At 62.5% G+C, this 25,230-nt stretch carries 19 protein-coding genes; 15 read left to right on the top strand and 4 right to left on the bottom strand.

Annotation, left to right across the window (positions count from 1 at the left end; genetic code table 11):
* The first annotated feature begins 37 nt into the window (after positions 1-37).
* The 6 genes from typA to GH665_RS12835 all read left to right on the top strand — a co-directional run bounded on the left by typA (position 38) and on the right by GH665_RS12835 (position 9,953).
* The gene (gene typA, locus GH665_RS12860) at positions 38-1,864 is read left to right on the top strand and encodes a translational GTPase TypA (protein WP_153136182.1); all 1,827 of its coding nucleotides are present in this window, start codon (positions 38-40) and stop codon (positions 1,862-1,864) included.
* Between the two features lie 397 nt (positions 1,865-2,261).
* On the top strand, positions 2,262-5,123 hold the full coding sequence (locus tag GH665_RS12855; RefSeq protein WP_153136181.1) for a 2-oxoglutarate dehydrogenase E1 component: 2,862 nt from the start codon (positions 2,262-2,264) through the stop codon (positions 5,121-5,123).
* 151 nt (positions 5,124-5,274) lie between these two features.
* The gene (odhB, locus tag GH665_RS12850) at positions 5,275-6,561 is read left to right on the top strand and encodes a 2-oxoglutarate dehydrogenase complex dihydrolipoyllysine-residue succinyltransferase (protein WP_153136180.1); all 1,287 of its coding nucleotides are present in this window, start codon (positions 5,275-5,277) and stop codon (positions 6,559-6,561) included.
* Between the two features lie 161 nt (positions 6,562-6,722).
* Positions 6,723-8,153: a dihydrolipoyl dehydrogenase gene (gene lpdA / locus GH665_RS12845; RefSeq protein WP_030102705.1), complete on the top strand. Its 1,431-nt coding sequence runs from the start codon at positions 6,723-6,725 to the stop codon at positions 8,151-8,153.
* A gap of 90 nt (positions 8,154-8,243) precedes the next feature.
* Complete coding sequence (zapE, locus tag GH665_RS12840; protein ID WP_153136179.1) at positions 8,244-9,341, top strand: cell division protein ZapE; 1,098 nt, start codon at positions 8,244-8,246, stop codon at positions 9,339-9,341.
* A gap of 162 nt (positions 9,342-9,503) precedes the next feature.
* Positions 9,504-9,953 carry a transposase gene (locus tag GH665_RS12835; protein WP_153136178.1) on the top strand — a complete coding sequence of 150 codons (450 nt, stop codon included), beginning with the start codon at positions 9,504-9,506 and terminating at the stop codon, positions 9,951-9,953.
* Between the two features lie 163 nt (positions 9,954-10,116).
* On the opposite strand, the gene GH665_RS12830 is transcribed toward GH665_RS12835, so the two are convergent.
* From GH665_RS12830 to GH665_RS12815, 4 genes are all read right to left on the bottom strand, one after another.
* Positions 10,117-10,599, bottom strand: a complete 483-nt coding sequence (locus GH665_RS12830) for a DUF2147 domain-containing protein (protein WP_153136177.1) — start codon at positions 10,597-10,599, stop codon at positions 10,117-10,119.
* Between the two features lie 274 nt (positions 10,600-10,873).
* Positions 10,874-12,580 carry a ShlB/FhaC/HecB family hemolysin secretion/activation protein gene (locus tag GH665_RS12825; RefSeq protein WP_153136176.1) on the bottom strand — a complete coding sequence of 569 codons (1,707 nt, stop codon included), beginning with the start codon at positions 12,578-12,580 and terminating at the stop codon, positions 10,874-10,876.
* A gap of 247 nt (positions 12,581-12,827) precedes the next feature.
* Positions 12,828-14,270, bottom strand: coding sequence for a collagen-like triple helix repeat-containing protein (locus tag GH665_RS12820; protein ID WP_153136175.1), 1,443 nt, complete (start codon positions 14,268-14,270; stop codon positions 12,828-12,830).
* 184 nt (positions 14,271-14,454) lie between these two features.
* The gene (locus GH665_RS12815; RefSeq protein ID WP_153136174.1) at positions 14,455-15,963 is read right to left on the bottom strand and encodes a collagen-like triple helix repeat-containing protein; all 1,509 of its coding nucleotides are present in this window, start codon (positions 15,961-15,963) and stop codon (positions 14,455-14,457) included.
* A 659-nt stretch (positions 15,964-16,622) separates the two neighbouring features.
* Here GH665_RS12815 and GH665_RS12810 point away from each other — a divergent pair.
* The 9 genes from GH665_RS12810 to GH665_RS12770 all read left to right on the top strand — a co-directional run bounded on the left by GH665_RS12810 (position 16,623) and on the right by GH665_RS12770 (position 25,225).
* Positions 16,623-16,802: a Flp family type IVb pilin gene (locus tag GH665_RS12810; RefSeq protein WP_028199719.1), complete on the top strand. Its 180-nt coding sequence runs from the start codon at positions 16,623-16,625 to the stop codon at positions 16,800-16,802.
* A gap of 141 nt (positions 16,803-16,943) precedes the next feature.
* Positions 16,944-17,444: an A24 family peptidase gene (locus GH665_RS12805; protein ID WP_153136173.1), complete on the top strand. Its 501-nt coding sequence runs from the start codon at positions 16,944-16,946 to the stop codon at positions 17,442-17,444.
* Positions 17,441-17,938, top strand: coding sequence for a TadE/TadG family type IV pilus assembly protein (locus GH665_RS12800; protein WP_153136172.1), 498 nt, complete (start codon positions 17,441-17,443; stop codon positions 17,936-17,938). The genes GH665_RS12805 and GH665_RS12800 overlap by 4 nt, the downstream gene beginning before the upstream one ends.
* 91 nt (positions 17,939-18,029) lie before the next feature.
* Positions 18,030-18,974 (top strand): Flp pilus assembly protein CpaB, encoded by a 945-nt coding sequence (gene cpaB, locus GH665_RS12795; RefSeq protein WP_153136171.1) that lies wholly within the window; start codon positions 18,030-18,032, stop codon positions 18,972-18,974.
* Positions 18,975-19,132: 158 nt separating this feature from the next.
* A complete protein-coding gene (locus GH665_RS12790) occupies positions 19,133-20,419 on the top strand; it encodes a type II and III secretion system protein family protein (protein ID WP_246216294.1) in 1,287 nt (428 codons plus the stop codon).
* Between the two features lie 132 nt (positions 20,420-20,551).
* Complete coding sequence (locus GH665_RS12785; protein WP_153136169.1) at positions 20,552-21,793, top strand: fimbrial protein; 1,242 nt, start codon at positions 20,552-20,554, stop codon at positions 21,791-21,793.
* A gap of 3 nt (positions 21,794-21,796) precedes the next feature.
* Positions 21,797-23,200: a TadA family conjugal transfer-associated ATPase gene (locus GH665_RS12780; protein ID WP_153136168.1), complete on the top strand. Its 1,404-nt coding sequence runs from the start codon at positions 21,797-21,799 to the stop codon at positions 23,198-23,200.
* A complete protein-coding gene (locus GH665_RS12775; RefSeq protein ID WP_153136167.1) occupies positions 23,193-24,212 on the top strand; it encodes a type II secretion system F family protein in 1,020 nt (339 codons plus the stop codon). Before GH665_RS12780 ends, GH665_RS12775 begins: the two co-directional genes overlap by 8 nt.
* Positions 24,213-24,214: 2 nt before the next feature.
* Positions 24,215-25,225 carry a type II secretion system F family protein gene (locus tag GH665_RS12770; protein ID WP_153136166.1) on the top strand — a complete coding sequence of 337 codons (1,011 nt, stop codon included), beginning with the start codon at positions 24,215-24,217 and terminating at the stop codon, positions 25,223-25,225.
* Positions 25,226-25,230 lie beyond the last annotated feature (5 nt).

Genomic DNA, 25,230 nt, shown 5'->3' with positions numbered 1-25,230 from the left:
TGCTGCTGCTGGCGCACTCAACTGTCTCCAGGTTCCTATGACTCGCGCCCTACGCAACATCGCCATCATTGCCCACGTCGACCACGGCAAGACCACGCTCGTCGATCAGCTCCTCCGCCAGACGGCCACGTTCCGCGACAACCAGCAGGTTGTCGAGCGCGTGATGGACTCGAACGACATCGAAAAGGAGCGTGGCATCACGATTCTTTCGAAGAACTGCGCGGTCGAGTATGAAGGCACGCACATCAACATCGTCGACACCCCGGGCCACGCCGACTTCGGCGGTGAAGTGGAGCGCGTGCTGTCGATGGTCGACTCGGTGCTGTTGCTGGTCGACGCAGTCGAAGGCCCGATGCCGCAAACGCGCTTCGTGACCAAGAAGGCGCTGGCGCTCGGTCTGAAGCCGATCGTCGTGATCAACAAGGTTGACCGCCCGGGCGCGCGGATCGACTGGGTGATCAACCAGACCTTCGACCTGTTCGACAAGCTGGGCGCAACCGACGAACAACTCGATTTCCCGATCGTCTACGCGTCGGGCCTGAACGGCTACGCGGGTCTGACGCCGGACGTGCGCGAAGGCGACATGCGTCCGCTGTTCGAAGCCGTGCTGCAGCACGTGCCGGTCCGCCCGGCCGATCCGGCAGCGCCGCTGCAACTGCAGATCACGTCGCTGGACTATTCGTCGTACGTTGGCCGTATCGGCGTCGGCCGCATCACGCGTGGCACGATCAAGCCGGGTATGTCCGTCGCGGTGCGTTCCGGCCCCGACGGCGCGATCCTGAACCGCAAGATCAATCAGGTCCTGTCGTTCAAGGGTCTGGAGCGCGTGCAGGTCGACTCGGCTGAAGCCGGCGACATCGTGCTGATCAACGGGATCGAAGAAATCGGTATCGGCGTGACCATCTGCTCGCCGGAACAGCCGGAAGCCCTGCCGATGATCACCGTCGACGAACCGACCCTGACGATGAACTTCCTCGTCAATTCGTCGCCGCTGGCCGGCCGCGAAGGCAAGTTCGTCACGAGCCGTCAGATTCGTGACCGCCTGATGAAGGAACTGAACCACAACGTCGCGCTGCGCGTGAAAGAAACGGGCGACGAAACGACGTTCGAAGTGGCAGGCCGCGGCGAGTTGCACCTGACCATTCTGGTCGAAAACATGCGCCGTGAAGGCTACGAGCTGGCCGTGTCGCGTCCGCGCGTGGTGATGACGGAAGTCGACGGCGTGAAGCACGAGCCGTACGAAAACCTGACCGTCGACATGGAAGACAGCCACCAGGGTGGCGTGATGGAAGAGCTGGGCCGCCGCAAGGGCGAAATGCTCGACATGGCGTCGGACGGCCGCGGCCGTACGCGTCTCGAGTACCGTATCTCGGCGCGTGGCCTGATCGGCTTCCAGTCGGAATTCCTGACGCTCACGCGCGGCACGGGCCTGATGAGCCACACGTTCGATTCGTATCAGCCGGTCAAGGAAGGCGCGGTGGGCGAGCGTCGCAATGGCGTGCTGATCTCGCAGGACGACGGCGCGGCAGTTGCCTACGCACTGTGGAAGCTGCAGGATCGCGGCCGCATGTTCGTGTCGCCGGGCGAGCCGCTGTATGAGGGCATGATCATCGGTATCCACAGCCGTGACAACGATCTGGTCGTGAACCCGATCAAGGGTAAGCAGCTGACCAACGTGCGTTCGTCGGGTACGGACGAAGCGGTGCGCCTTGTGCCGCCGATCCAGATGTCGCTGGAATACGCGGTTGAATTCATCGACGACGACGAACTCGTCGAAGTTACGCCGCAATCCATCCGTCTGCGCAAGCGTTACCTGAAGGAACATGAGCGCCGCAGCGCTAGCCGTAAGGGCGCAGTGGACTAAATCAGCACCGGCGCGCTATCCTCAGGTAAGCGCCGCGCTGTCAGGCAGAAGCCACCTTCGGGTGGCTTTTGCCGTTTCTGGCGCTCCTTTTGGCGCTCATCCGGCGTTGGGCGCAGTTGCTCGCCGTTGAATGTTCGTTTGTCGTGTTTGTCCCTGTTTTCCGCAGAAGACTATTGCGAGCCTTGGTAATGTCGCTGAAAGCCCGTCGCCATGGGCTTGAGCGGCAATCCGTCTGCTATCTGCACTATCCGTTCTGTGATATGCTCCCCGGGTGCAAAGTTTTAGGTCCTTCCAAGCAAGACTTGATTCGCGCAATCCGCTAAACGGTCAGGCCGTGTCGCGGAAGGTTCTGTAACCCGCTATTTCTCGAGAAACTCGAAGAAAGGTGAGCGTAAAAATGATGAAGCAATTCCAGTCGAACTCTTATCTGTTTGGCGGCAATGCTCCGTACGTAGAAGAAATGTACGAAGCGTATCTCGATAATCCGGCGTCAGTGCCCGAGAACTGGCGCAGCTATTTCGATGCGTTGCAGAACGTTCCTGCATCGGATGGCAGCAATGCCAACGACGTGGCCCATGGCCCGATCGTCGAATCGTTTGCGCAACGGGCCAAGGCGAATGCCTTTATCCCGCGCACGGCAACTGGCGGCGAAGACCTCGCTACCTCCCGCAAGCAAGTCTATGTGCAGTCCCTCATCGGCGCATATCGCTTCCTCGGCTCGCAATGGGCCAATCTCGATCCCCTGAAGCGCCGCGAACGTCCCGCTATCCCCGAACTTGAACCCGCGTTCTACGACTTCACCGAAGCCGACATGGACCAGGAGTTCAGCGCCACAAATCTGTATTTCGGATTCGAGCGTGCTTCGTTGCGCGAGATCGTCAAGGCCCTGCGTGACACGTACTGCGGCACGATCGGCGCCGAGTACATGTACATCAGTGATCCGGAACAGAAGCGCTGGTGGAAAGAGAAGCTCGAGTCGATCCGTTCGACGCCGAATTTCTCCAATGAAAAGAAAAAGCACATCCTGAATCGCCTGACGGCCGCTGAAGGCCTCGAGCGCTTCCTGCACACCAAGTACGTCGGCCAGAAACGCTTCTCGCTCGAAGGCGGCGAAAGCTTCATCGCCTCGATGGACGAAGTCGTGCGTCATGGCGGCGCCAACGGCGTGCAGGAAATCGTTATCGGCATGGCCCACCGTGGCCGTCTGAACGTGCTGGTCAATACGCTCGGCAAGATGCCGGCCGACCTGTTCGCCGAATTCGAAGGCAAGCACGTCGACGACCTGCCGGCTGGCGACGTGAAGTACCACAAGGGCTTCTCGTCGGACGTCTCGACCGAAGGCGGCCCGGTTCACCTGTCACTCGCGTTCAACCCGTCGCACCTCGAAATCGTCAACCCGGTGGTCGAAGGTTCGGCGAAGGCGCGTATGGATCGCCGCGGCGACGACAGCGGCCTGCAAGTGCTGCCGGTGCAGATCCACGGCGACGCGGCCTTCGCGGGCCAGGGCGTCGTGATGGAAACGCTGAACCTCGCGCAAACGCGCGGTTACGGCACGCACGGCACGCTGCACATCGTCATCAACAACCAGATCGGTTTCACGACGTCGGACCCGCGCGATTCGCGCTCCACGTTGTACTGCTCGGACGTCGTCAAGATGATCGAGGCGCCGGTGCTGCACGTGAACGGTGACGATCCTGAAGCGGTTGTGCTGGCTACGCAGTTGGCTATCGACTTCCGGATGCAGTTCCACAAGGACGTCGTCGTCGACATCGTCTGCTTCCGCAAGCTCGGTCACAACGAGCAGGACACGCCGGCTGTCACGCAGCCGCTGATGTACAAGACGATCGCCAAGCACCCGGGCACGCGCGCACTGTACGCTGAAAAGCTCGTGCAGCAAGGCGTGATCACCGCGGAAGAAGGCGACGAATTCGTCAAGGCTTACCGCAAGGCGATGGACGAAGGTCACCACACGGTCGACCCGGTCCTGTCGAACTACAAGAGCAAGTACGCGGTGGACTGGGTTCCGTTCCTGAACCGCAAGTGGACCGACGCAGCCGACACCGCAGTGCCGCTGGCTGAGTTGAAACGCCTCGCTGAGCGCGTCACCACGGTTCCGGAAAACTTCAAGGTTCACCCGCTGGTCGAGCGCGTTCTCAACGACCGTCGCGCGATGGGCCGTGGCGAAGCGAAGCTCGACTGGGGCATGGGCGAACACCTCGCGTTCGCGTCGCTGGTCGCATCGGGCTACTCGGTTCGCCTGACCGGTCAGGACTCGGGCCGCGGCACGTTCACGCACCGTCACGCGGTGCTGCACGATCAGAATCGCGAACGCTGGAATGACGGCACGTACGTGCCGCTGCAGAACATCGCCGAAGGTCAGGCGAAGTTCACGGTGATCGACTCGGTGCTGTCGGAAGAAGCGGTGCTGGGTTTCGAATACGGTTACTCGACCGCTGAACCGAATACGTTCGTCGCGTGGGAAGCGCAGTTCGGCGACTTCGTGAACGGCGCGCAAGTCGTGATCGACCAGTTCATCTCGTCGGGCGAAGTGAAGTGGGGCCGTGTTTCGGGTCTCACGATGCTGCTGCCGCATGGCTACGAAGGCCAGGGTCCGGAGCACTCGTCGGCACGTATCGAGCGTTTCCTGCAATTGTGCGCGGATCACAACATGCAAGTGGTTCAGCCGACCACGCCGGCGCAGATTTTCCACCTGTTGCGCCGTCAGATGATCCGCCTGTTCAGGAAGCCGCTGATCGTGGCTACGCCGAAGTCGCTGCTGCGTCACAAGGAAGCCGTGTCGGATCTGTCGGAACTGGCGAAGGGTGCGTTCCAGCCGATCCTCGGCGAAATCGACGAAGCGATCGAGCCGAAGAAGGTCAAGCGCGTGGTGGCCTGCTCGGGCCGCGTGTACTACGACCTGCTGGCGCATCGCCGTGAATCGAAGTCGAACGACGTCGCGATCATCCGTATCGAACAGCTCTATCCGTTCGCGCATAAGCAGTTCGAAGCGGAAATGAAGAAGTACGACAACGCGACCGAAGTGGTGTGGGTGCAGGACGAGCCGCAGAATCAAGGCCCGTGGTTCTACATCGAACACCATCTGAAGGAAGGCATGAAGGACGGGCAGAAGCTGGCATACAGCGGACGTCCGGCTTCGGCCTCGCCGGCAGTCGGCTACTACGCGAAGCACTACGAGCAGCAGAAGGCGCTGGTCGAAGGCGCTTTCGGCCGCCTCAAGAGCGCGTCGATCGCTAAATAAGCACACGAGCCGAACCGGGAAAGCGCGCTGCGCTTTCCCGTGCCGCGCTTAGTGACCGACTTGATGGGTCACACGCGGCATTCGAGGTTCGCAGGCGGTCGTCGAGTACATAGATCGCGCCGTCACCCGATACGTATTCAGGATATTCATAATGGCTATTGTTGAAGTCAAGGTTCCCCAGCTCTCCGAGTCGGTTTCGGAAGCCACCATGCTGCAGTGGAAGAAGAAGCCCGGCGAGGCTGTTGCACAAGACGAAATTCTTATCGAAATCGAGACCGACAAGGTCGTGCTCGAAGTGCCGGCACCCTCGGCCGGCGTGCTCGCGCAAGTGATCTCGAACGACGGCGACATCGTCGTGGCGGATCAGGTGATCGCGAAGATCGACACCGAAGGCAAGGCAGGCGCTGCTGCTGTCGAAGCCGAAGTGAAGCCGGCGCCGGAAGCCGCACCGGCTCCCGCCGCCGCTCCGGCTGCTCAAGCCGCATCCGCAACGGGTGCGAACACCGCTGCTTCGCCGGCCGCCGGCAAGCTGATGGCCGAGAAGGGTCTGGGCGCGGGCGACGTCGCCGGCACGGGCCGCGACGGCCGCATCACCAAGGGTGACGTGCTGACCGCGGGTCAAGCCGCACCTGCACCGGCTGCGAAGGCCGCGCCGGCGCCGGCTGCCGCACCGAAGGCTGCAAAGCCGTCGCTGCCGGACGTCAAGGCGCCCGCTTCGGCCGACCAATGGCTGAAGGACCGCCCGGAACAACGCGTGCCGATGTCGCGTCTGCGTGCGCGTATCGCCGAGCGTCTGCTCGAGTCGCAGCAAACCAACGCCATCCTGACCACGTTCAACGAAGTGAACATGGCGCCGGTGATGGACCTGCGCAACAAGTACAAAGACAAGTTCGAAAAGGAACATGGCGTGAAGCTGGGCTTCATGTCGTTCTTCGTGAAGGCGGCGGTTCACGCGCTGAAGAAATTCCCGCTCGTGAACGCATCGATCGACGGTAACGACATCGTCTATCACGGCTACTTCGACATCGGTATCGCGGTCGGTTCGCCGCGTGGCCTGGTGGTGCCGATCCTGCGCAACGCAGATCAGCTGAGCCTCGCTGAAATCGAGAAGAAGATTGCCGAGTTCGGTCAGAAGGCCAAGGACGGCAAGCTGTCGATCGAAGAAATGACGGGTGGTACGTTCTCGATCTCGAACGGCGGTGTGTTCGGCTCGATGCTGTCGACCCCGATTATCAACCCGCCGCAATCCGCTATCCTGGGCGTGCACGCCACCAAGGAACGCGCTGTGGTCGAAAACGGCCAGATCGTGATCCGTCCGATGAACTATCTGGCGCTGTCGTACGACCACCGGATCATCGACGGTCGCGAAGCGGTGCTGTCGCTGGTCGCCATGAAGGATGCGCTGGAAGACCCGGCGCGCCTGCTGCTCGACCTGTAAGCACGGGCTCGGCCTGCGCCGGCTTGTCATCGCGCAAGCCGGCGCCATATAAGAACCGAGCAGGCATCAAGCAAGCATCAAGTCTTTCGCATTCCGCAGTACAGGAACGACGCGCGCTACGAAGCGTGGCCGCGCGCCGTTCCGCCATCCAAAGGATTGTCATGTCCAAAGAATTTGACGTCGTCGTGATCGGCGCCGGCCCCGGCGGCTACATCGCTGCAATCCGCGCCGCACAGCTCGGCAAGACGGTTGCATGTATCGAAAAATGGAAGAACCCGGCCGGCGCGCTGAAGCTCGGCGGCACGTGCCTGAACGTGGGTTGCATTCCGTCGAAGGCGCTGCTCGCGTCGTCGGAAGAATTTGAAAACGCATCGCATCACCTCGCCGACCACGGTATCAGCGTGGAAAACGTGCAGGTCGATATCGCGAAGATGCTGGCCCGCAAGGAAGGCATCGTCGAGAAGATGACCAAGGGTATCGAATTCCTGTTCCGCAAGAACAAGATCACGTGGCTCAAGGGCCATGGCAAGTTCACCGGCAAGACGGACGCCGGCGTGCAGATCGAAGTCAGCGGCGAAGGCGAGACGGAAGTCGTGACGGCGAAGAACGTCATCATCGCAACGGGCTCGAAGGCGCGCCATTTGCCGAACGTTCCGGTCGATAACAAGATCGTGGCCGACAACGAAGGCGCACTGACGTTCGACTCCGTGCCGAAGAAGCTTGCCGTGATCGGCGCGGGCGTGATCGGTCTGGAACTCGGTTCGGTGTGGCGCCGTCTCGGCGCGGACGTGACCGTGCTCGAAGCGCTGCCGGAATTCCTCGGCGCGGCTGACCAGGCGCTCGCCAAGGAAGCCGCCAAGCAGTTCAAGAAGCAAGGTCTGGATATTCACGTCGGCGTGAAGGTCGGTGAAATCAAGACTACCGACAAGAGCGTCACGATCAATTACACGGACAAGGACGGCAACGCGCAAACGCTCGAAGCCGACCGCCTGATCGTGTCGATCGGCCGCGTGCCGAACACCGACAACCTCGGTCTCGAAGCAATCGGCCTGAAGGCGAACGAGCGCGGCTTCATCGACGTCGACGACCACTGCGCGACGGCTGTGCCGAACGTGTACGCAATCGGCGACGTGGTGCGTGGCCCGATGCTCGCGCACAAGGCTGAAGATGAAGGCGTGCTGGTCGCCGAAATCATCGACGGCCAGAAGCCGCATATCGACTACAACTGCATTCCGTGGGTGATCTACACCGAACCGGAAATCGCGTGGGTCGGCAAGACGGAGCAGCAACTGAAGGCCGAAGGCCGCGAGATCAAGACGGGCCAGTTCCCGTTCATGGCGAACGGCCGCGCGCTGGGCATCAACAAGGCGGATGGTTTCGTCAAGATGATCGCCGACGCGAAGACCGACGAACTGCTCGGCGTGCACATCATCTCGGCGAACGCATCGGACCTGATCGCGGAAGCCGTGGTGGCGATGGAATTCAAGGCGGCCTCGGAAGACATCGGCCGTATTTGCCATCCGCACCCGTCGCTGTCGGAAGTCATGCGCGAAGCGGCACTCGCCGTGGACAAGCGCGCGCTGAACATGTAATCACGCGCACGCCTGACTGAACGCAACTCTGGTATCACCACGAAGGCGGGCGGGTTCACTCCCTCCCGCCTTTCTTTTTGCAGCAACACAATGAACGTCACCGAATACTACGAGAAAGAACTGCAGACGCGGGGTTATCAATCGGACCCGGCGCAACGTGCGGCGGTCGACCGTCTGCAGCGGTGCTATGAAGAGTGGGTCGAATACAAGTCGCGCCGCTCGAACGCGTTCAAGAAGCTGATCATCCACCCGGATCTGCCACGCGGCGTGTACATGTGGGGCGGCGTAGGGCGGGGTAAAAGCTTCCTGATGGACAGCTTCTACATGATCGTGCCGGTGCAGCGCAAAACACGGCTGCATTTCCACGAGTTCATGCGCGAGGTCCATCGCGAACTGGAAGAACTGAAAGGCACGGCCGATCCGCTCGACGAACTCGCGCGTCGTATCGCCAAGCGTTACCGGCTGATCTGTTTCGACGAGTTTCACGTCTCGGATATTGCCGACGCGATGATTCTCTACCGTCTGCTCGACAAGCTGTTCGAGAACGGGGTGCAGTTCGTGATGACGTCCAATTACGATCCGGACACGTTATATCCGGACGGTCTGCATCGCGACCGCATGCTGCCGGCCATCGAGCTGATCAAGTCGAAGCTCGACGTGATCAACGTCGACGCGGGCATCGACTACCGCAAGCGCACGCTGGCTCAGGTCGAGGTGTATCACACGCCGCTCGGCGCCGCTTCGGACAAAGCGTTGCGCGACGCGTTTTCGCGTCTTGCAGCGGTTCCGGACGAGAGTCCTATCCTGCGCATCGAAAAGCGCGAGCTGAAGGCGCTGCGCCGCGCCGACGGCGTCGTGTGGTTCGATTTCGCGACATTGTGCGGCGGTCCGCGCTCGCAGAACGATTACCTGGAACTGGCGAGCCGCTTTCACGCGGTGATCCTGTCCGGCGTGCCGCAGATGTCGGTGCGCATGGCCTCGGAGGCGCGCCGCTTCACCTGGCTGATCGACGTGTTCTACGACCACAAGGTCAAGCTGCTGATGTCGGCCGCGGTGCCGCCCGAGCAGTTATACGTCGACGGTCCGATGGCTAACGAATTCACGCGGACGGTGTCGCGCATTATTGAAATGCAATCGAAAGAGTATCTCGACGCCCCGCGCCGGATCGTCGATACGTCGCTTACCTGAGCCTTCGCATGACGTGGGCGCGAATGCTTTTGCGATAGATCACGATCCGCTCGCCGAACAGGCGATGTAAGAAGGCGTATTTTCAAGATTCGGATTGGTCTTATATTCCGCCTGCGGACGACTGGATATCTTCTTTGTCATGGTTTTGACAAAGGAGTAACCATGAATCCGTACCGCGATATCAATGACGAAGAATGGCAACGTGTTGCGCCGTTGCTCCCTGAGTTGCGTCCGCGCTCCGAACTGCGTGGCCGGCCGCTTGCCAACACGCGCTCGGTGCTCAACGGCGTACTGTGGGTGATGTACAGCGGCGCGACCTGGTCCGCCATGCCGCGCAAATATCCGTCGTATCAGACCTGTCACCGCCGCTTCAAGGCGTGGTACGAATCCGGCGTGCTCAAGCGCGTGATGGACCAGTTGTTTGGCGCCGGGAGCGAAGAGCTCTGCAACCTGATGGAAGCACGCATGCGTAAGCATGTGAGCGCGGAACAGAAGGGCGTCGACGCAGAGAGGGTCGCGGCCGCAGCACCTACGGCGTATGGCCCGGCTGCGGTCAAACCGTTGCCGTCGTCACCGTTCGCGTATGCGTCTCCCTTCAAGCACGCTGCATGACGACGCCAGTCAGCCAGGCTCAAACAAAAAACGGCCAGACGATCGCAATCGCTGGCCGTTTCTTGTGGCGCTATCAGGGCTGCGGTGGTCGCCCTAATAGCGCATTAACTTCGCGTCGTATTTCAATCCCGTCTCAGGCGCCGGCGCCTGAACGACTCGCTCATTATTGCTGACGAATCCAGGTTTGCGAGCGCCCTAGCAGCGAAACGCCAATGTAGCCGCGCACCACCAGCTTGTTCCCACCATCTTCCAGGTGCATCTTGCACTTGTAGACCTTGCCGTTTTCCGGGTCGAGAATCTGCCCGTTATCCCAGCCGTCGCCGTCCTTTTTCATATCGTTGATGATCGTCATGCCGAGAATCAACTGGTCCTTGCGCGTATCCGTACATTCAGTGCAGCGGCGATCCGGTTGATCGTTCGCATTGAGTCCCTTGATCACCTTGCCGTTTAGCGAGCCGCTACCGTCCTGCGTAATTTGCACGAGTGCTTTCGGTTGGCCGGTGTGATCGTCGATGGTTTGCCATGTGCCGACCGGCGAATCGGTTTGTGCCATCGCCGTGATGGCACTGACGAGAAGCACGCCGGCGAGGGCGGCATGTTTGGCTGTGCGAAGCGCGATCGTGCGCGCGTGTTGAGTGAATTGCATGGTTGTCTTCCTCCTTGATTAAAGACGGCGCGATCATGGTCGCGCGGCGTTATTAACATCTCGGACATCTCGGGCGGTTTTCAACTTCCGGTCGCCGTGATGCCTGGTGTATCCGGCATGGCCCTCAGGTTCAGCTTCGGCTACATCGTTCTGCGACTCGCGGCTCGAATGCCGCGGGCTGCATATCACCAGCGCAGAATACGTGAAGTGCGCATGAAAGTGCGCGCGCCTTTTGATAGTGGAACCTCTAATCAGGACGCGGCACTGTCGAGCCTCAGTTCAACTGATACGAGAACGTCGCGTTGATGCGTGGGCTGCGTGACGTGCTCTCCACCGGCGCGTCGCCGATTGCCTTGGCTACCGACAGGTCCAGGCTGTAATACTTCGCGTCCGAGATCCGGAATCCGAATGCAATCGACGACAGCCTCGACGGCGATGGCGTTCCCGCGTGCAGGTAGACGCGGGCCATGTCGAATGACACGTAGGGCGTGAAGGTGCGCAGATAGGTGAAGCCCGGTGTAAACCCCCGGTTGACTTCGAACATCGCGCCCCAGCCCGAATCGCCCGATGCTTCACCCGGTTGATAACCCTGCGCGAAGCGTTGCGCGCCGAACGAGATCTGTTCCGACGTCGGCAGCGAGACGGCGCTGTATTGGCCGGTTAACGAAACCGCGGTGCCGATCTTCAACGGCCACTCGTTGGTTTGCGAAAAGCTTGCGCCGGTCCGCACGAAGTTAATCGACGCCGGATTCGTGACGGTGGTGCCTGGCACGTTCGTGTCGCCGGATTTCGATGCCCCCAGAATATCGAATGCCTTTGCTACCGTGATACTTGCGCGGCGCACCTGGCCGGTTTCCACGTTCACGTAATCGGCCTGCAGTTGCAACACCCGCACCTGCGAGCGAAAGCCGAGCTGCGCGCCGGTTTGCTGATTGTTGTAGCTGTCCTCGTCGTGCGACGCGTAGACGGAGGCCGTGCCGATCACGCTTTGCTTGTTGTTCAGCAGGATCGGATAGGCCAGTGAGCCGCCGATCTTGTCGTTGATGACCGTGCGCTGGATGTAGGAGGGCAGGCCGGGATTGTCGACCGGATTGCCGCGATAGTGCGTTGCGTCGATCTTCCCGATCAAGCCGTCGCTGCCGATCGGCACCGTGGCGTGCGCGGCGAGATAGGTGACGTTGTCACGGCCCTTCGGCAGCAAGGCCGACACGCTCAGTTGTTCACCAAGCGCGGTGAGGCCATTCTCGGTGGCGGTCAGCAAGCCTTGCACGCCGGGGTGGTTGAAGTCGATACCGGTGCTGACGTCGAACGGTTTGCGATCGACGTTTAGTTCGAGCGTCGTGGCGCCGTCGGTATTTTGCGGCGGCGGCACGTTGGCCGCGACCTTCACGCCGGGCAGCAGGCCCAGCACATTGACGTAACGCTCGAAGGTGGCGCGCCTGAGCGGCCGGTCGGCAACGATGTGGTCCGCGATCGCGCGGATCTTGTCTTCCACCGCCCCCGCCTTGCCCGTCACCTTGACCGTGGAGACGTAGCCTTCCACCACCGTCACGCGTACCACGCCGCCCTCGAAGGTCTGCGCGGGAATGAACGCGAACGAGAGCGCGTAGCCGCGATCCTGATACAGCTTGGTGACGCCGTTGGCGACCTGAATCAGATCGCCAATCGTGGTGTCCTTGCCGACGAGCGGCGTGAAGCGCTGCGCGACTTCATCGAACGGAATGGATTTCACGCCCTCGACCTGGATCTTGGAGGGCGTCAGATGGCGGGCCAGCAGTTCCTGAAGTTGCGGGGCTTGCGGTGCAACCTGCATGGTCACGTTCGGGCCCTTATCGGGTGCCTTGATCTGCGGCAGCGAATCGAGTGGGTTGCCGCCTGTCGGGCCAGCCGGGCGTGACTGCGCTTGTGCGTCTACCTGCATCGCGCTTGCCGCAATCGCAGCGAGCAGGAGGGTCCATTTACTACCGTACCCGAGTTTCATCGGATTTTCCTCGTATGCCGTTCTTGTCTTGCGGACGCGCCGCCTGGCCGGGCTGGTCGCGATCGCTTATGTGTGGCTCGACGCATACTGCCATGCTTGCATGTATTACGTCACGTGCTCCGTTGGGCTTGAGCATCATCTGCACAAGCGCGGAGCACGTGATAAGGCGAACTGCCATGCGCACTGTGTAACGGGGCGTCAGAAACGACGTCCTATGCACGCGGCATAGATCTGCAACTTATGCGGACTACTTATGGCTCACCGGCAGCAGGCCGCCGAGCAGTGTCGTCAAGCCACCTGTTGCGCTGCTGGAGTTGCCCGAACTGCTCGTCGAGCCGGCCGCCGAACTGAGTGCGCCGGTCAACTGGCCGACGAGGGCGGTTACGGGGGCGAGCGGGCCGCCGCTGCTGCCCGAGGTGCTGCTGGTAACGCCGGAGAGCGCGCCGGTCAGCGACGACAGCGGATTCGATGCGCTACCCGTGCCGCCCAATCCACCCAACGTCGAAGTCAGCGAACTCAAAGGCGTGCCGCCCAGCAGTGAGGTCAGCGAACCGAGCGGCGAGCCGCCCGTTCCCGACGTCAGCGCGCTCAGGGGCGTGCCGCCCAGTGCCGAGGTCAGGCCTGACAGCGGTGTGCCGCCGAGCAGGGTCGAGACCGAGCCGAGCGGGTTGTTGCCGAGCCCGAGACTCGCGAGCGTGTTTTGCAGCGGGCCGAACGGGCTGCCGTTGGCAGGCGGCCCATTGACGACGGCGACGTTGGTGCTGCCGACGAGGCTCGTAATCAAGCCGGGAATCGGATTCGCGCCATTCGGGCCGTTCGGATTGACGAGGCCGCCGGCGTTCGTCACCGTGTTGCCGAGCGAGCTGACCAGGTTGCCGACATCGGCGCCGAGCGGATTCTTCGTGGTCGCGCCGACTTGCGTGCCGGCCGAACTCACCGCGCCGCCGATTTGCGCAAGCAGGCCGCCGACCGGCGCGCCGAGGCCGGTCTGCGTGCCGACCGTCTGCGTGACGAGTCCGACGGTCTGCACGATCGGTGTGATCGCGGTGTTGAGCGGCTGGGTGATCTGTTGCACCGGTACCGAGGCCAGCGTATTGCCGAGAGTCGCGCCACCCGCGTTCAGCGCGCCGGCGGTGGTGGAAAGCACGCTTGCCAACGGCGTGGTGAGCGGCGAGAGCGGCGCGAGATTGCCGGTGCCGAGGCCACCGACCGTCGTGCTCAGACCTTGCACGACACCGCTCGTCGAGCTGACCACCGAGCCGAGTCCGGCGACCGTGGTGCCGACCGGATTGGAGGTCACGCCGATTTGCCCGACGCCGTCGCTCACCGCATTGGCGAGCGAATTCAGCGTGGTGCTGGTACTCGAGACGGCGTTGCCGAGACCTTGCGTGACTTGCGGGCTGAGGCCTGGAATGGTCTGCGAGGCGATCGCGTTGCCGAGGTCGCTGGTGGTCTTTGCAGCGGCGGTGGCGACGCCGTTGGTGCTCGACGTCGAGGTGGTGGGCGGCCCGCCGCTGGTCGTACCGCCGCCGCCGGCGCTACCGCTGCCGGACGCGCTCGATGGCACAGTGACGCCATTGCCGCCACACGCGGCGAGCAAGCCTGCGACCGCTACGGCGATCAACGGTGCGCGCAACGACGACACGGTCGCGCATGCCGCATGGAGAGAAAAAAAACGTTGGGTGGACATGTGTGCTCCTCAGTGTCTCAGTGTCTTCTGGATGTCGTGTGCGTTGTTTCCGTGCGCCGGTGTAACGGGTGTTTGAGCGGCGCGGCTCAATTCAGCCAGGTTCCGGCAGAGCCGGAGTACAGCTGGCGGGCCGCACTCCGGGTACTGGTGACCGCGCTTCTTTCGACGGCTGCGGCCGCATGGCTTACTTCTTCCCACCCAGACCGCCGAGCAGGCCGCCGAGGAGCGACGTCACCGGGGCGAGCGGGTTGCTGGCCGACGATCCCTTGCCGCTGGTGCTCGACAGCGAGAGGCCGGGGCTCGAGGTGGTCGAGGTGGTGCTGGTCGTCGCGGCCGGCGTGGCGGCTGCCGTGGTGGTGACGCCGCCGAGCGCACCGGTCACGCTCGAGAGCAGGCCGGTAACCGGGGCAAGCGGGCTGCTGCTGCCGCCGGTCGCGCTGCTCAGGCCGTTGGTCACGCTCGAGAGCAGACCGGTAACAGGTGCCAGCGGGCTGCTGCCGCTCGAGGCGCCGCCAAGGCCGCCCGTCAAGCCGCCGAGCAAGCCGGTAACCGGAGCGAGCGGGTTGCTGCTGGAGCCGGAGCCGCCGGTCAAGCCACCGAGTACGCTGGTGAGCGGGGCGAGCGGGCCGCTGCTGGAGCCGCCGGTCAAGCCACCGAGCACGCTGGTGAGCGGAGCGAGCGGATTGCCGCTGGTGCCGCCGGTGAGCAGACCGCCCAACGATGCGACCGTGGTGCCCGTATCGGTGACCGTATGGCCAAGAGCGGCTGTGATCGGATTGCCGCCGGTTGCGCTTATCAGCGTGCCGGCCTTGCCCAGGCCACCGCCGAGTGTCGAGAGCAGACCGTTCAGCGGTGCGCCGAGGCCTGTCGTGTTGCCGACCGTCTGCGTGGTCGCTGCGACCATCGACGTAATCGGTGTGATCGCGGTGCTGAGTGTTTGCGTGATCTGCTGAACCGGACCCGTCGAGAGTGCGGTGGTGAGCGTGTTGCCGGCGTTGGTCACGGCACCGCCGAGCGTATCGACGACACCGCCGAGTGGGGTGGTGACCGCTGCCAACGGCGCGAGCGGGCCGCTGCCGAGACTGGTCACGAGGTTGCCCGCGTCCGTCACGGCGCCGCCGACATGACCGACCACGCCACCGAGGCTCGAGACCGTTGTGCCGACCGCGTTGCCGCCGGTGCCGAGTTGGCCGAGTCCTTGCGATACGCCGTTGCCGAGCGTCGAGACTGCCGAGCCGACTTGCTGCACGATGCCGCCGGCGGCCTGGGTGGTTTGCGAGCTGACGCCGGGCAGGTTTTGCGAGCCGATCACGGTGCCGATGCTCGAGACCGTCGCGCCGACATCGCTGACCACGCCGCTGGAATTGCCGATGACTGTGCCGAGCGCATTCGCGACTGGGGTCGTACCTGTTCCCGTTCCGCTGTCCGTACCCGAGCTGCTTCCCGAATTGGTGCTGCCGGAGGTGGAGCCGGAACCGCCCGAACCCATCGAGCCGCTGCCGCTGGTACCGCTGGTGCCTCCGGTGCCGCTGGTGGACAGGGTGCCACCGGCGGAACCGCTGCCGGTGCTGTTGCTGCCGGTACCGGAACTTAGGGTTCCGGAGCCCCCGCAAGCGCCAAGAGAAAGCATCGCTGCCACGCTGGCCGCAATCAGGGTTGTTCGTACTGTAGTGTTGGCCGTTTGAATGTTCATGTCGCCCTCGCATCGCATGTGTTATTGGGTGTTGCTGCGTGCGTATCTCTGCATGAGCCGTGCCATTTCGACTGAGTAATGCAGGATATTTTTTTACTGAAGGGCGTGAAGCCATATCTGATATGGCTTTGCGAGGAATTGATGGAGTGCCCGCTAACTCGGATATAGCGTGCGAATATCAATCCGCTAAACGTTTGCGGGGGCTGCGTAACGTAACGAGCCGCGCGCGCCGTTACGAAACACGGCGTAACGCAAGCGCAGCGAGAGGGTTTCTTGCGCTTGAAACGTTCTGTTCAAACAAATAATTAGTGCAGCGAATCTAACTCATGGTTATTCCTATGTGCTGCAACGCACGAACTGCCGTTAACCTGAGTACGACATCAAAACGCATATGGTGTGGGGCTAAGGGCAGCGGACAATTGCTTAAATATGATTGTTCGGCTATAAAACCCGAAAGCATCAAGGATTGACGAGGGAGGTGCGTAATCGAACAGACAGCTAACAGACATCTGTTTTATTGAAGCCGGCTGCAAGGCGGTGCTTCTGCGGCGCAACAAGCAGGACCAGGAATGAGAGACCAATGGTCCCGTAGCGCTCAAGACTCCGTCATCCGAAGCAGCACGTAAACAAACGAAATAAATGAAAGTCCGAGGGTAAAAATGAAAAAGTTCGCCAAACGCTTCCTGAGAGATAACCGGGCCGTGACGGCCATCGAGTATGGTTTGATCGCGGGGTTAGTAGTACTCGTCATTGCTACGTCGGTAACAAACATCGGCACGAGCCTCAAAACCGTGTTGAATGCGGTCCAGGCTCTGATCGTCGTTCCGGCAGCAGCGTAAGGGCAACCTGTAAACGTCCAGCGGAGCGACTGACGTTAATACGTTTGTTCGCTTCGTCGGCGTTTTCTAACGCACCGCCAAATTGGTTAATGCGAATTGCATTGCAATTCGCATGGCGTTGCTTCGCCTGTCGAGTGCGAAATGAATGTCTCTGTCGGTACTTTGTTATTTGTCGCCTGGGCTGCGGTGGTCGCTATAAGTGACTGCCGCAGTCGACGTATTTCCAATTCAGTTGTCGCTGCCGGTCTGGCGGCGGCTTTCTGCTGCGCGTTTCTCCAGTGTGGGCCCTTTGGCGTGTCGTTGACCCAGGCGGGCATTGGCGCACTAATCGGTCTGGTCGCGTTGCTGCCATTTTTCGCACTCGGCGTGATGGGCGCTGCCGACGTCAAGGTGTTTGCCGTCATGGGCGCGTGGTGCGGGATGCATGCGTTGCTCGGACTTTGGATGGCGGCCAGTCTCGCCGCGGGCGTGCATGCGCTCTGGCTGTTGATTACGACCCGTACGCGGCTCGCCGGTCTGATCCGTTCTCCCGGCGCGACTTTCGAGTTGGCCGGTAAATCCTCTACGCCGTACGCCGCGTGTCTTGCCGTTGCCGCCAGTGCATGGCTTGTGCTGCAAGGGCTGCCCGGGGGGCTGCGATGAAGCTATGTTCGATCCATGCTGCGCGCGCGCCGCTCAAGCGCGTCCGGGTATTGCGCGCGCGCGCGCAACGGGGCGTCACGGCAATTGAATTTGCGATGGTGTTCCCGCTGTTCTTCATCATTCTGTACGGGATTGTGACCTTCAGTCTGATTTTCGTGGCGCAGCAGAACCTGACGCTCGCTGCGGAAGAAGGCGCGCGCGCCGCGCTGAACTGGCAGGCCAACACGTCGCTGCAAACCGCGCTCGTCAATCGTGGGAACGCCGGCTGCGCGGCAGCAAAGTTAGTGATCGCGACACTGGTGAAATCCGCGCAGTGTACGTCTTCTTCGGCACCCTGCGGCCCTAATAACACCATGCAGTGCGTGAATGTCCTGCTCGCCTACAACTATCAGGCTAGTCCGATCGTGCCGAACTTGCCACTCATGAACATCACGCTGCCTAACACACTGTCGAGCAACGCCACTGTACAACTCAACCCGGAGAATATTCAGTGACGCACGCGCCGGCTCCCAGCCTTTATGTCCGTCCATGCGGGTGCGAACGCTCGCCCGGCGCGGCATTGTTTAACCGTAGCAGTGAGTCGTCATGCCGAATCTGACAAAAATTCTTGCAGGGGTGCTGATCGTAGCCGCGTTGCTGCTCGGCCTGTTCGCGTGGATGCTGTCGCGCCGCCCGGCGCCCGTTGCCGTGACCCCTGTAGCGCAGGCGAGTTTCCCGGTGGTGGTGGCGACCCACGCGCTGCCCGCAGGCAAGCCGATTACCGTCGACGAACTGCGTGTGCAGTCGCTGCCGATCAATCCGAACGGAGCCTTTACCGATCCGGCGCAACTGGCCGGCCGCGTGCCGAACGCGGAAATCGGTGCGGACTCGCCGGTGCTTGAAACCCAGCTGTCGTCGGGGCTCGCGGAGCGTGTCGATCCGGGTGAGCGAGCGTTGGCGGTGAGGGTCGACGAAGGCAACGCGGTCGGTAACCGGCTGCGGCCCGGTAATTTTGTCGATGTGTTTTTCACACTCAAGCGCGACGGCGCTGTTGGCAACGGCGGTGAAATCGATCGTACCCAGGCGCGCTTGCTGATGTCGAAAGTGCGCGTGCTCGCGTTCGGCAATGCAACCACAAGCAGTGACAACCCGGGTGACCCGAACGGCATGGTGCGCACCGCGGTGCTGGCTGTGCCGGTCGCCGACGTGGACCGCCTGACGCTCGCCGAAAGCGCCGGCCGTTTGATCTTCGCGTTGCGCAATCCCAAGGATGCCGAAGTAGTCGATCAGAATGTGTTACCGGCCTATCCAACCGTGTTGAAAACGGCAGCGGTGGCCGGCGCAAGCGCGCCGCTGCAGGATTCGACTCGCGCCGCGGCGGGCGTGTCGCTCGACGCCTTGTCGGGAAGCGGCAATTCGGCAGGCGCGGGTGTACGGCCGGCGCTGCCGCATGTGCCGCTGCCGCCGACGCGGGTTGCTGGCAACACCAATAGTACAAAGAGCGGTATCGAAGTGATACGGGGTGGGCGCGCCGAGACGGTCGCCTGGTAAGCAGTTTCAGGGAGCGGGCGGCCGGACGCGTCCAAAACTACATGACAGAACGGAATTTTGTTTTCGGAAAAGCGGCGTGGCTCGGGTTGGCCTTGCTCGGCCTATCGGCTGCGACTGATGCGGCGGGTCCGGTGGTGCAGCGGGGGCAATCGTCACAGATGTCCGACGCGGCGCAAGCTGCGTACTCGCAGACCATCGACCTGAAGGTCGGCGCGCAGCAGTCGCTCGCACCCGGCCGTACGTTGAAGCGTGTCGCGATCGGTGACCCTGCGGTGGCCGACGTGCTGATTATCAAGGGTGACAAGCGTGGCGGCGTGCTGCTGGTTGGCAAAGCAGCGGGCACGACCAACCTGATGTTGTGGACCAGTGATCGCGAAGCGCCGCTGACCTATACGGTCAACGTCATCACGCCGGCCGCGGCCTCGCTGCTTGGGCCCGATACGCCGGCCGTCAAGGTGCTCGGCAGCACGGCGGTGGTCTCGGGCTCGGCCGCGACGATGGAGGCGCACCAGCGCGCCGTGGTCGCTGCGGAAGGTTCGCTCGGCAAGGACGGTGCGGTGTTCGACACCTCGTCGGTGGCGAGCCGCGCGGTGGTGCAGGTCGATGTGCGGGTGGTCGAGTTCAGCCGCTCGGTGCTCAAAGAGGTGGGTTTTAACTTCTTCAAGCAGAACAACGGCTTTACGTTCGGCTCGTTTGCACCGTCGGCGCTCAACTCGCTTTCGGCAACCGCAGGGCAGGCGCCGCAAATGACGAGTTCGACGCCGATTTCGTCGGCGTTCAACCTGGTTTTCAACTCAGCCACGCATGGACTGTTCGCGAACCTGAGCCTGCTGGAGAGCAACAACCTTGCGCGCGTGCTGGCCGAGCCGACACTCGTGGCCTTATCCGGGCAGAGCGCGAGTTTCCTTGCCGGTGGCGAGATACCGATTCCGGTGCCGCAGGCACTCGGTTCGACCTCGATCGAATTCAAGCCCTATGGGGTCGGGCTCACGCTGACGCCGACCGTATTGAGTCCGCAACGCATTGCGTTGAAGGTAGCGCCGGAGGCGAGCCAACTCGATTTCTCCAATGCCGTGACGATTAGCGGCGTGTCGGTGCCCGCGTTCACAACGCGCCGTGCCGACACCACGGTCGAACTCGGCGACGGCGAGAGTTTCGTGATCGGCGGCCTGATCGACCGCGAAACCGCGTCGAATGTCGCGAAGGTGCCTTTGCTCGGCGATCTGCCGGTGATCGGCACCTTCTTCAAGCAACTGAATTACCAGCAGAACGAGAAGGAACTGGTGATCATCGTGACGCCGCATCTGGTGTCGCCGTTCGCGAAGGGTGCGGCCTTGCCGACGACGCCGGGCGAGCAGTCCGAGCAGCGTAATGCCCCGGTGTGGCGTTCGCTGATCGGTGGTGTGGCGGCGGCGCATGATGCGGTGCCGGGATTTTCGAAGTGAAGCCGGCGGGCGCCCAAACGGCGCGCCGGATCGGTGGAGCAGTGAGTCAGCAGGCACGCGAACCGCGTAGGCCGGCTGGCAGGCAGTACGACGCGGCGGCTTGGCAGCCGATGCCGCAAAAGGATGTCCAACATGAACGCGAGAACGCATTCATTGACTGAAAGGGCGGTCACCGACTATTTCGTGTTCGCGTCGCTAGCCGACGCGCACGTGCATTGGCTCGCCGATACGTTGGTGGGCGCTGGCGTGGTCGAAGCGGCCACACTGGATCCCTCGATGCTGATGCAGCGCATCGCGGCGTTGAATCCGTCGCTGGTGTTCGTCGATTTTTCCGGTGGCCGTGCCGCCGCGGCGAGTGCTGCGGCGAGTGCGGTGCGCGCAGCTTATCCCGGCATGCAGATCGTCGCGCTCGGATCGCTCGCCGAGCCTGAAAGCGCGTTGGCCGCGCTGCGTGCCGGCGTGCGCGATTTCATCGACGTATCCGCACCCGCCGAAGACGCGTTACGGATCACACGCCAGGTACTGGACAACCTCGTTGAACCAGTCAGCCGCCATGGTCGCGTCACCGCGTTGCTGGGCGCGCGCATCGGCATGGGGGTAAGCACGCTGGCCGCGAACCTGGCGGTGATGTTGCAACGGCGCGACGTCGCGCAAGGACGGCAGGCCGCGTTGCTTGATCTCGGCTTGCCGGCCGGCGACGGCTCGTTGCTTCTGAACACGCGCAGCGAATTCAACTTCGTCGAAGCCGTGCGCAATCTGCGCCGCTTCGATCAGACCTTCGTGCATACCGCGCTGTCGCATCATTCGAGCGGTCTCGCGCTCACCACGCTGCCACCCAATCTCGCCGATATGCGCGAGGTCTCGTACTCGTCGTCGATCGGTCTGCTGAACCGGCTGCGCGCATTCTTCGATCAACAGATCGTCGATCTCGGCGGCTTCACCAATAGCGAGTTCATCGCTCACGTCGTGCAGGCCGCCGACGAAACCTGGTTGTTGTGCGATCAGGGTGTTGCCTCGATCGTATCGGCGGTCGGCGTGCTCGACGCGTTGCGCGAGGAGGGGGTGGACACGGCGAATGTGCAACTGATCGTCAACAAGTTCGACGCCGACCTTGGGCTGGCCGCCGCACAGATTGCGCAGCGGCTGGAAATTCCGTTGCTGGCCAGTTTGCCGGAGCGGCGCATCACACTCGGGCAGGCGGTCAATCAGGGACATCTGCTTGCCGATGCCGCCGCGCGCGACCCCTACGTGCGGGCGCTCGAACCCTTGATCGAACGACTCGGCGGCGCGGCGCGCGCAGCCTCGCAAACAGGCAGCAAATCCGCGCTCGGCGCGCTCAAGCGCTTCATTCCAACCACTTACAAGCGGTCATAGACGATGGCAAAAGAAATCGAATTTGCCGACGACGCGCCTTCGTTCGCGCATAGCCAGCAGTTCCAGGACATCAAGAACGCGGCGCACGAACATCTGCTCACGCGGATCGAGGAACTCGGCTCCGAATTCGGCCGCTGGTCGCGCAACGCCATCAACCAGTTCGTCGATCTGGAGATGGACAGTTTCGTGCGGCTGCGCCGGATACCGATCAACGAGAGCGAAGTCAGGTTGATTGCCGAGGCGCTGACCAAGGAACTGGCAGGCTTCGGGCCGATCGAGGATCTGCTCGCCGATCCGGCTGTCGAAGATATTCTGATCAACGGCTACAACGACGTGTACGTGTCGCGGCACGGCATCCTGACCAGGATTCAGGTGCGCTTTGCCGACAACGCGCATTTGTTGCGGATCGTGCGGCGCATTCTCGCGCCGATCGGACGGCGCCTGGACGAATCGAACCCGATGGTCGACGCACGCTTGCCGAACGGTGGGCGGGTGAATGTGGTGATCGAACCGCTGTCGATCGACGGGCCGATCGTCTCGATCCGTAAATTCCGCAAAGATCCGATGCGTCCCGAGGATCTGCTCGCGAACGGTACCTACAACCCGGAAATCGGCGCGCTGCTCGATGCGGCGGTCGCCGCGCGCTGCAACATCCTGGTGTCCGGCGGCACGAGCTCGGGCAAGACGTCGCTGCTCAATGCGCTGGCGTTTCACATCCCCGAGCCGGAACGGGTCGTGACGATCGAAGACACGGCCGAACTGTCGCTGAACCACCCGCACGTGGTGCGGCTCGAAAGCCGACCGGGCGGTTTTGACGGCGCGGGCGTCGTGACGATTCGGGACCTGCTGCGCAATACCTTGCGGATGCGGCCGGACCGCATCATCGTCGGCGAAGTGCGCGGCGGCGAGGTGCTCGAAATGCTGCAGGCGATGAACACCGGCCACGACGGCTCGATGGGCACCGTGCACGCCAGCTCGCCGCGCGAATGTCTGTACCGCCTCGAAATGCTGGCGGGTTTCGCGGGGTTCCAGGGTACGGAGTCGAGCCTGCGCCGGCAGATCGCGAACGCGATCGATTTCATCGTGCAGATCGGACGGCTTTCCAACGGGCGCCGACGGATTCTGTCGATCACCGAAGTCACGGGTCTGTCGGACAACATCATCGCGACTCAGGAGCTGTATCGCTACGAGGCGATCGCAACCGCGGAAGGCGAAGAACTCGATAACTGGGTTTCGCTCGGCATCCATCCGCACTCGCCGAAGCTGACGCGTTTCCGTCAGGCGTTGAGCGGTGGCGAAGCGCAGAACGGCTTCGGCAACGCGGGCTTTGGCAGCAGTGGCGGCGGTTTCGGCGGTGGTGGCTTCGGCGGTGGCAGCGGTGGTTTCGGCGGAGGCTTCAATGTCTAGCGCGGTACTGGTCTTCGCGGCGCTTGCGCTGCTGTGCGCGGCGCTCGCGTTGCTGTTGTGGCAGCGTGGCACGCAACGCAAAGACCAGATGAGCACTGAACGCTATATCGATAGCCGTATGGCGGTGGCGATGCCGGGTGGCCTCGCGAGCGGGGCGGCGGGCAATCCGCGCGCTGCGGCTGCGCGCGCCGGCTCTGCGCCTGTCGCGATCGCACCTCAAGCTCTGCCGGCCGATGCGGACTGGCTCGCGCAGTGGCGCTACCTGCAGGCGCGGGTTCGCTTCATGTTGCAACACGCGATGGCTCGCGCGGGCGTTGCCCAGTCCAAGGGGCCGGTCGTGATCACTTGCGCGATCGTGTTGTTGCTGTGTACCTGGGCGGCGTTGGTGGGTGGTTTGCTGGCCGTCGGCGCGACGCTGATTGCGTGCGTGATGTTCATTTATTTTCTGCTGTCGGTGCGCGCGAACAAGCGCCGTCAACTGATCGTGCGGCAACTGCCGCTGTTCCTCGACGGCATCGTGCGTCTGATTACGCTCGGCAACAGCGTACCCGCCGCGTTTCAGGCGGCATTGCAAAGCACCGAAGCGCCGCTGCGCGAATGCCTGGACTACGTGTCGCGAATGCTGCGCACCGGCGTCGAAATCGATCGTGCGCTTTCGCAGGTCGCGGTGATCTATGGCGTGCGCGAGCTCGAACTGGTTGGTGCGGTGCTGCGGCTGTCGGTCAAATACGGCGGTCGTGCCGACGTGATGCTCGACCGCATGGCCTCGTTCATGCGCGATCTCGAACAGGCCGAGCGCGAACTCGTGGCGATGTCGGCGGAAACGCGGCTGTCGTCGTGGGTGCTGGCGATGCTGCCGATCGGCATTGGCGGTTTTCTGATTCTCTCCAATCCGAGTTATTTCGCCTCGATGTGGTTCGACCCAACCGGGCGGCTACTGGTCTATCTGGCGTTCGGCTTGCAGATGGTCGGCGCCTATATGTTGTATCGCCTCGCGAGGCTGAGGACGTGACGATGCAAGCCCATCAACTCATCGCTCTCGCGCTGGCGCTTGCCGCGTTCGCGCTGCTGTTGCTTGCGGCGCTGGTGCTGGCGCGCGTGGCCGCCGTACGGCGCAGTGAACGAATGCTAAGGCACGCGCTCGACGAACGCGCGTTGCAGACTGCAGCGGCGGCTGCCTCGGTGGCTGCACGCGGTGCTGAGGGTGTTCAGGGCGACAAAGTTGTCCGGCACAACGTGCAGCCAAAGGGTTTCAAAGGCTTGCTCGAGCGCTTTGCGCACACCGGGATTCGCTGGCTCGACACACCATTCGGCCGACAGATCGTTGCCGAAGAAGACCGCCGGCTGCTTGAACAATGCGGATTCATCGATACGCGCACGCGTGGCCTCTTTCTGGTGGCGCGGCTCGTGGGCGCGCTGGCGCTGCCTGCGCTGGCCGGCACCCTGGGGCACGATTATCTGGATGGCTCGCGCCTCGTCGTGCTGGTGATCATCTCGGTCGTCGTGGGCTTCATGCTGCCGAAGATCCTACTCAGGCGGCGTGCCAGCAAGCGCCGCGCCGGCGTGGTCGACGAATTGCCATTGCTGGTCGATCTGTTGCGCCTGCTGCAGGGCGTGGGTTTGTCGCTCGATCAGAGCTTGCAGGTGATGGTCAACGATTTCCGCTCGATGCTGCCGGTGCTGTCGAGCGAACTGGAAATCGCACAGCGTCAGTTTGCGACCGGTCGTACTCGCGAGCAGTCGCTGAACCGGCTCGCTTCCAGTTACGACAACGAAGATTTGCGCGCGGTCGTGCGCCTGCTCGTGCAGGTCGATCGGCACGGTGGCGCCGTGCAGGAACCGCTCAAGCAGTTCGGTGACCGTCTGCGTGAAACGCGCCGGGCAATGCTGCGCGAACGCATTGGCCGCCTCGCCGTGAAGATGACCGGCGTGATGATTGTCACGCTGCTACCCGCGCTGATGATTGTCACAGCCGGCCCGGGCGTGCTGGCTGTTCAGCATTCACTGCTCTCGATGCATCGGTAAGGATT

Source organism: Paraburkholderia agricolaris (assembly GCF_009455635.1).
GTDB classification, from domain to species: domain Bacteria; phylum Pseudomonadota; class Gammaproteobacteria; order Burkholderiales; family Burkholderiaceae; genus Paraburkholderia; species Paraburkholderia agricolaris.
This window is presented reverse-complemented; position numbering and strand designations above follow the sequence as displayed.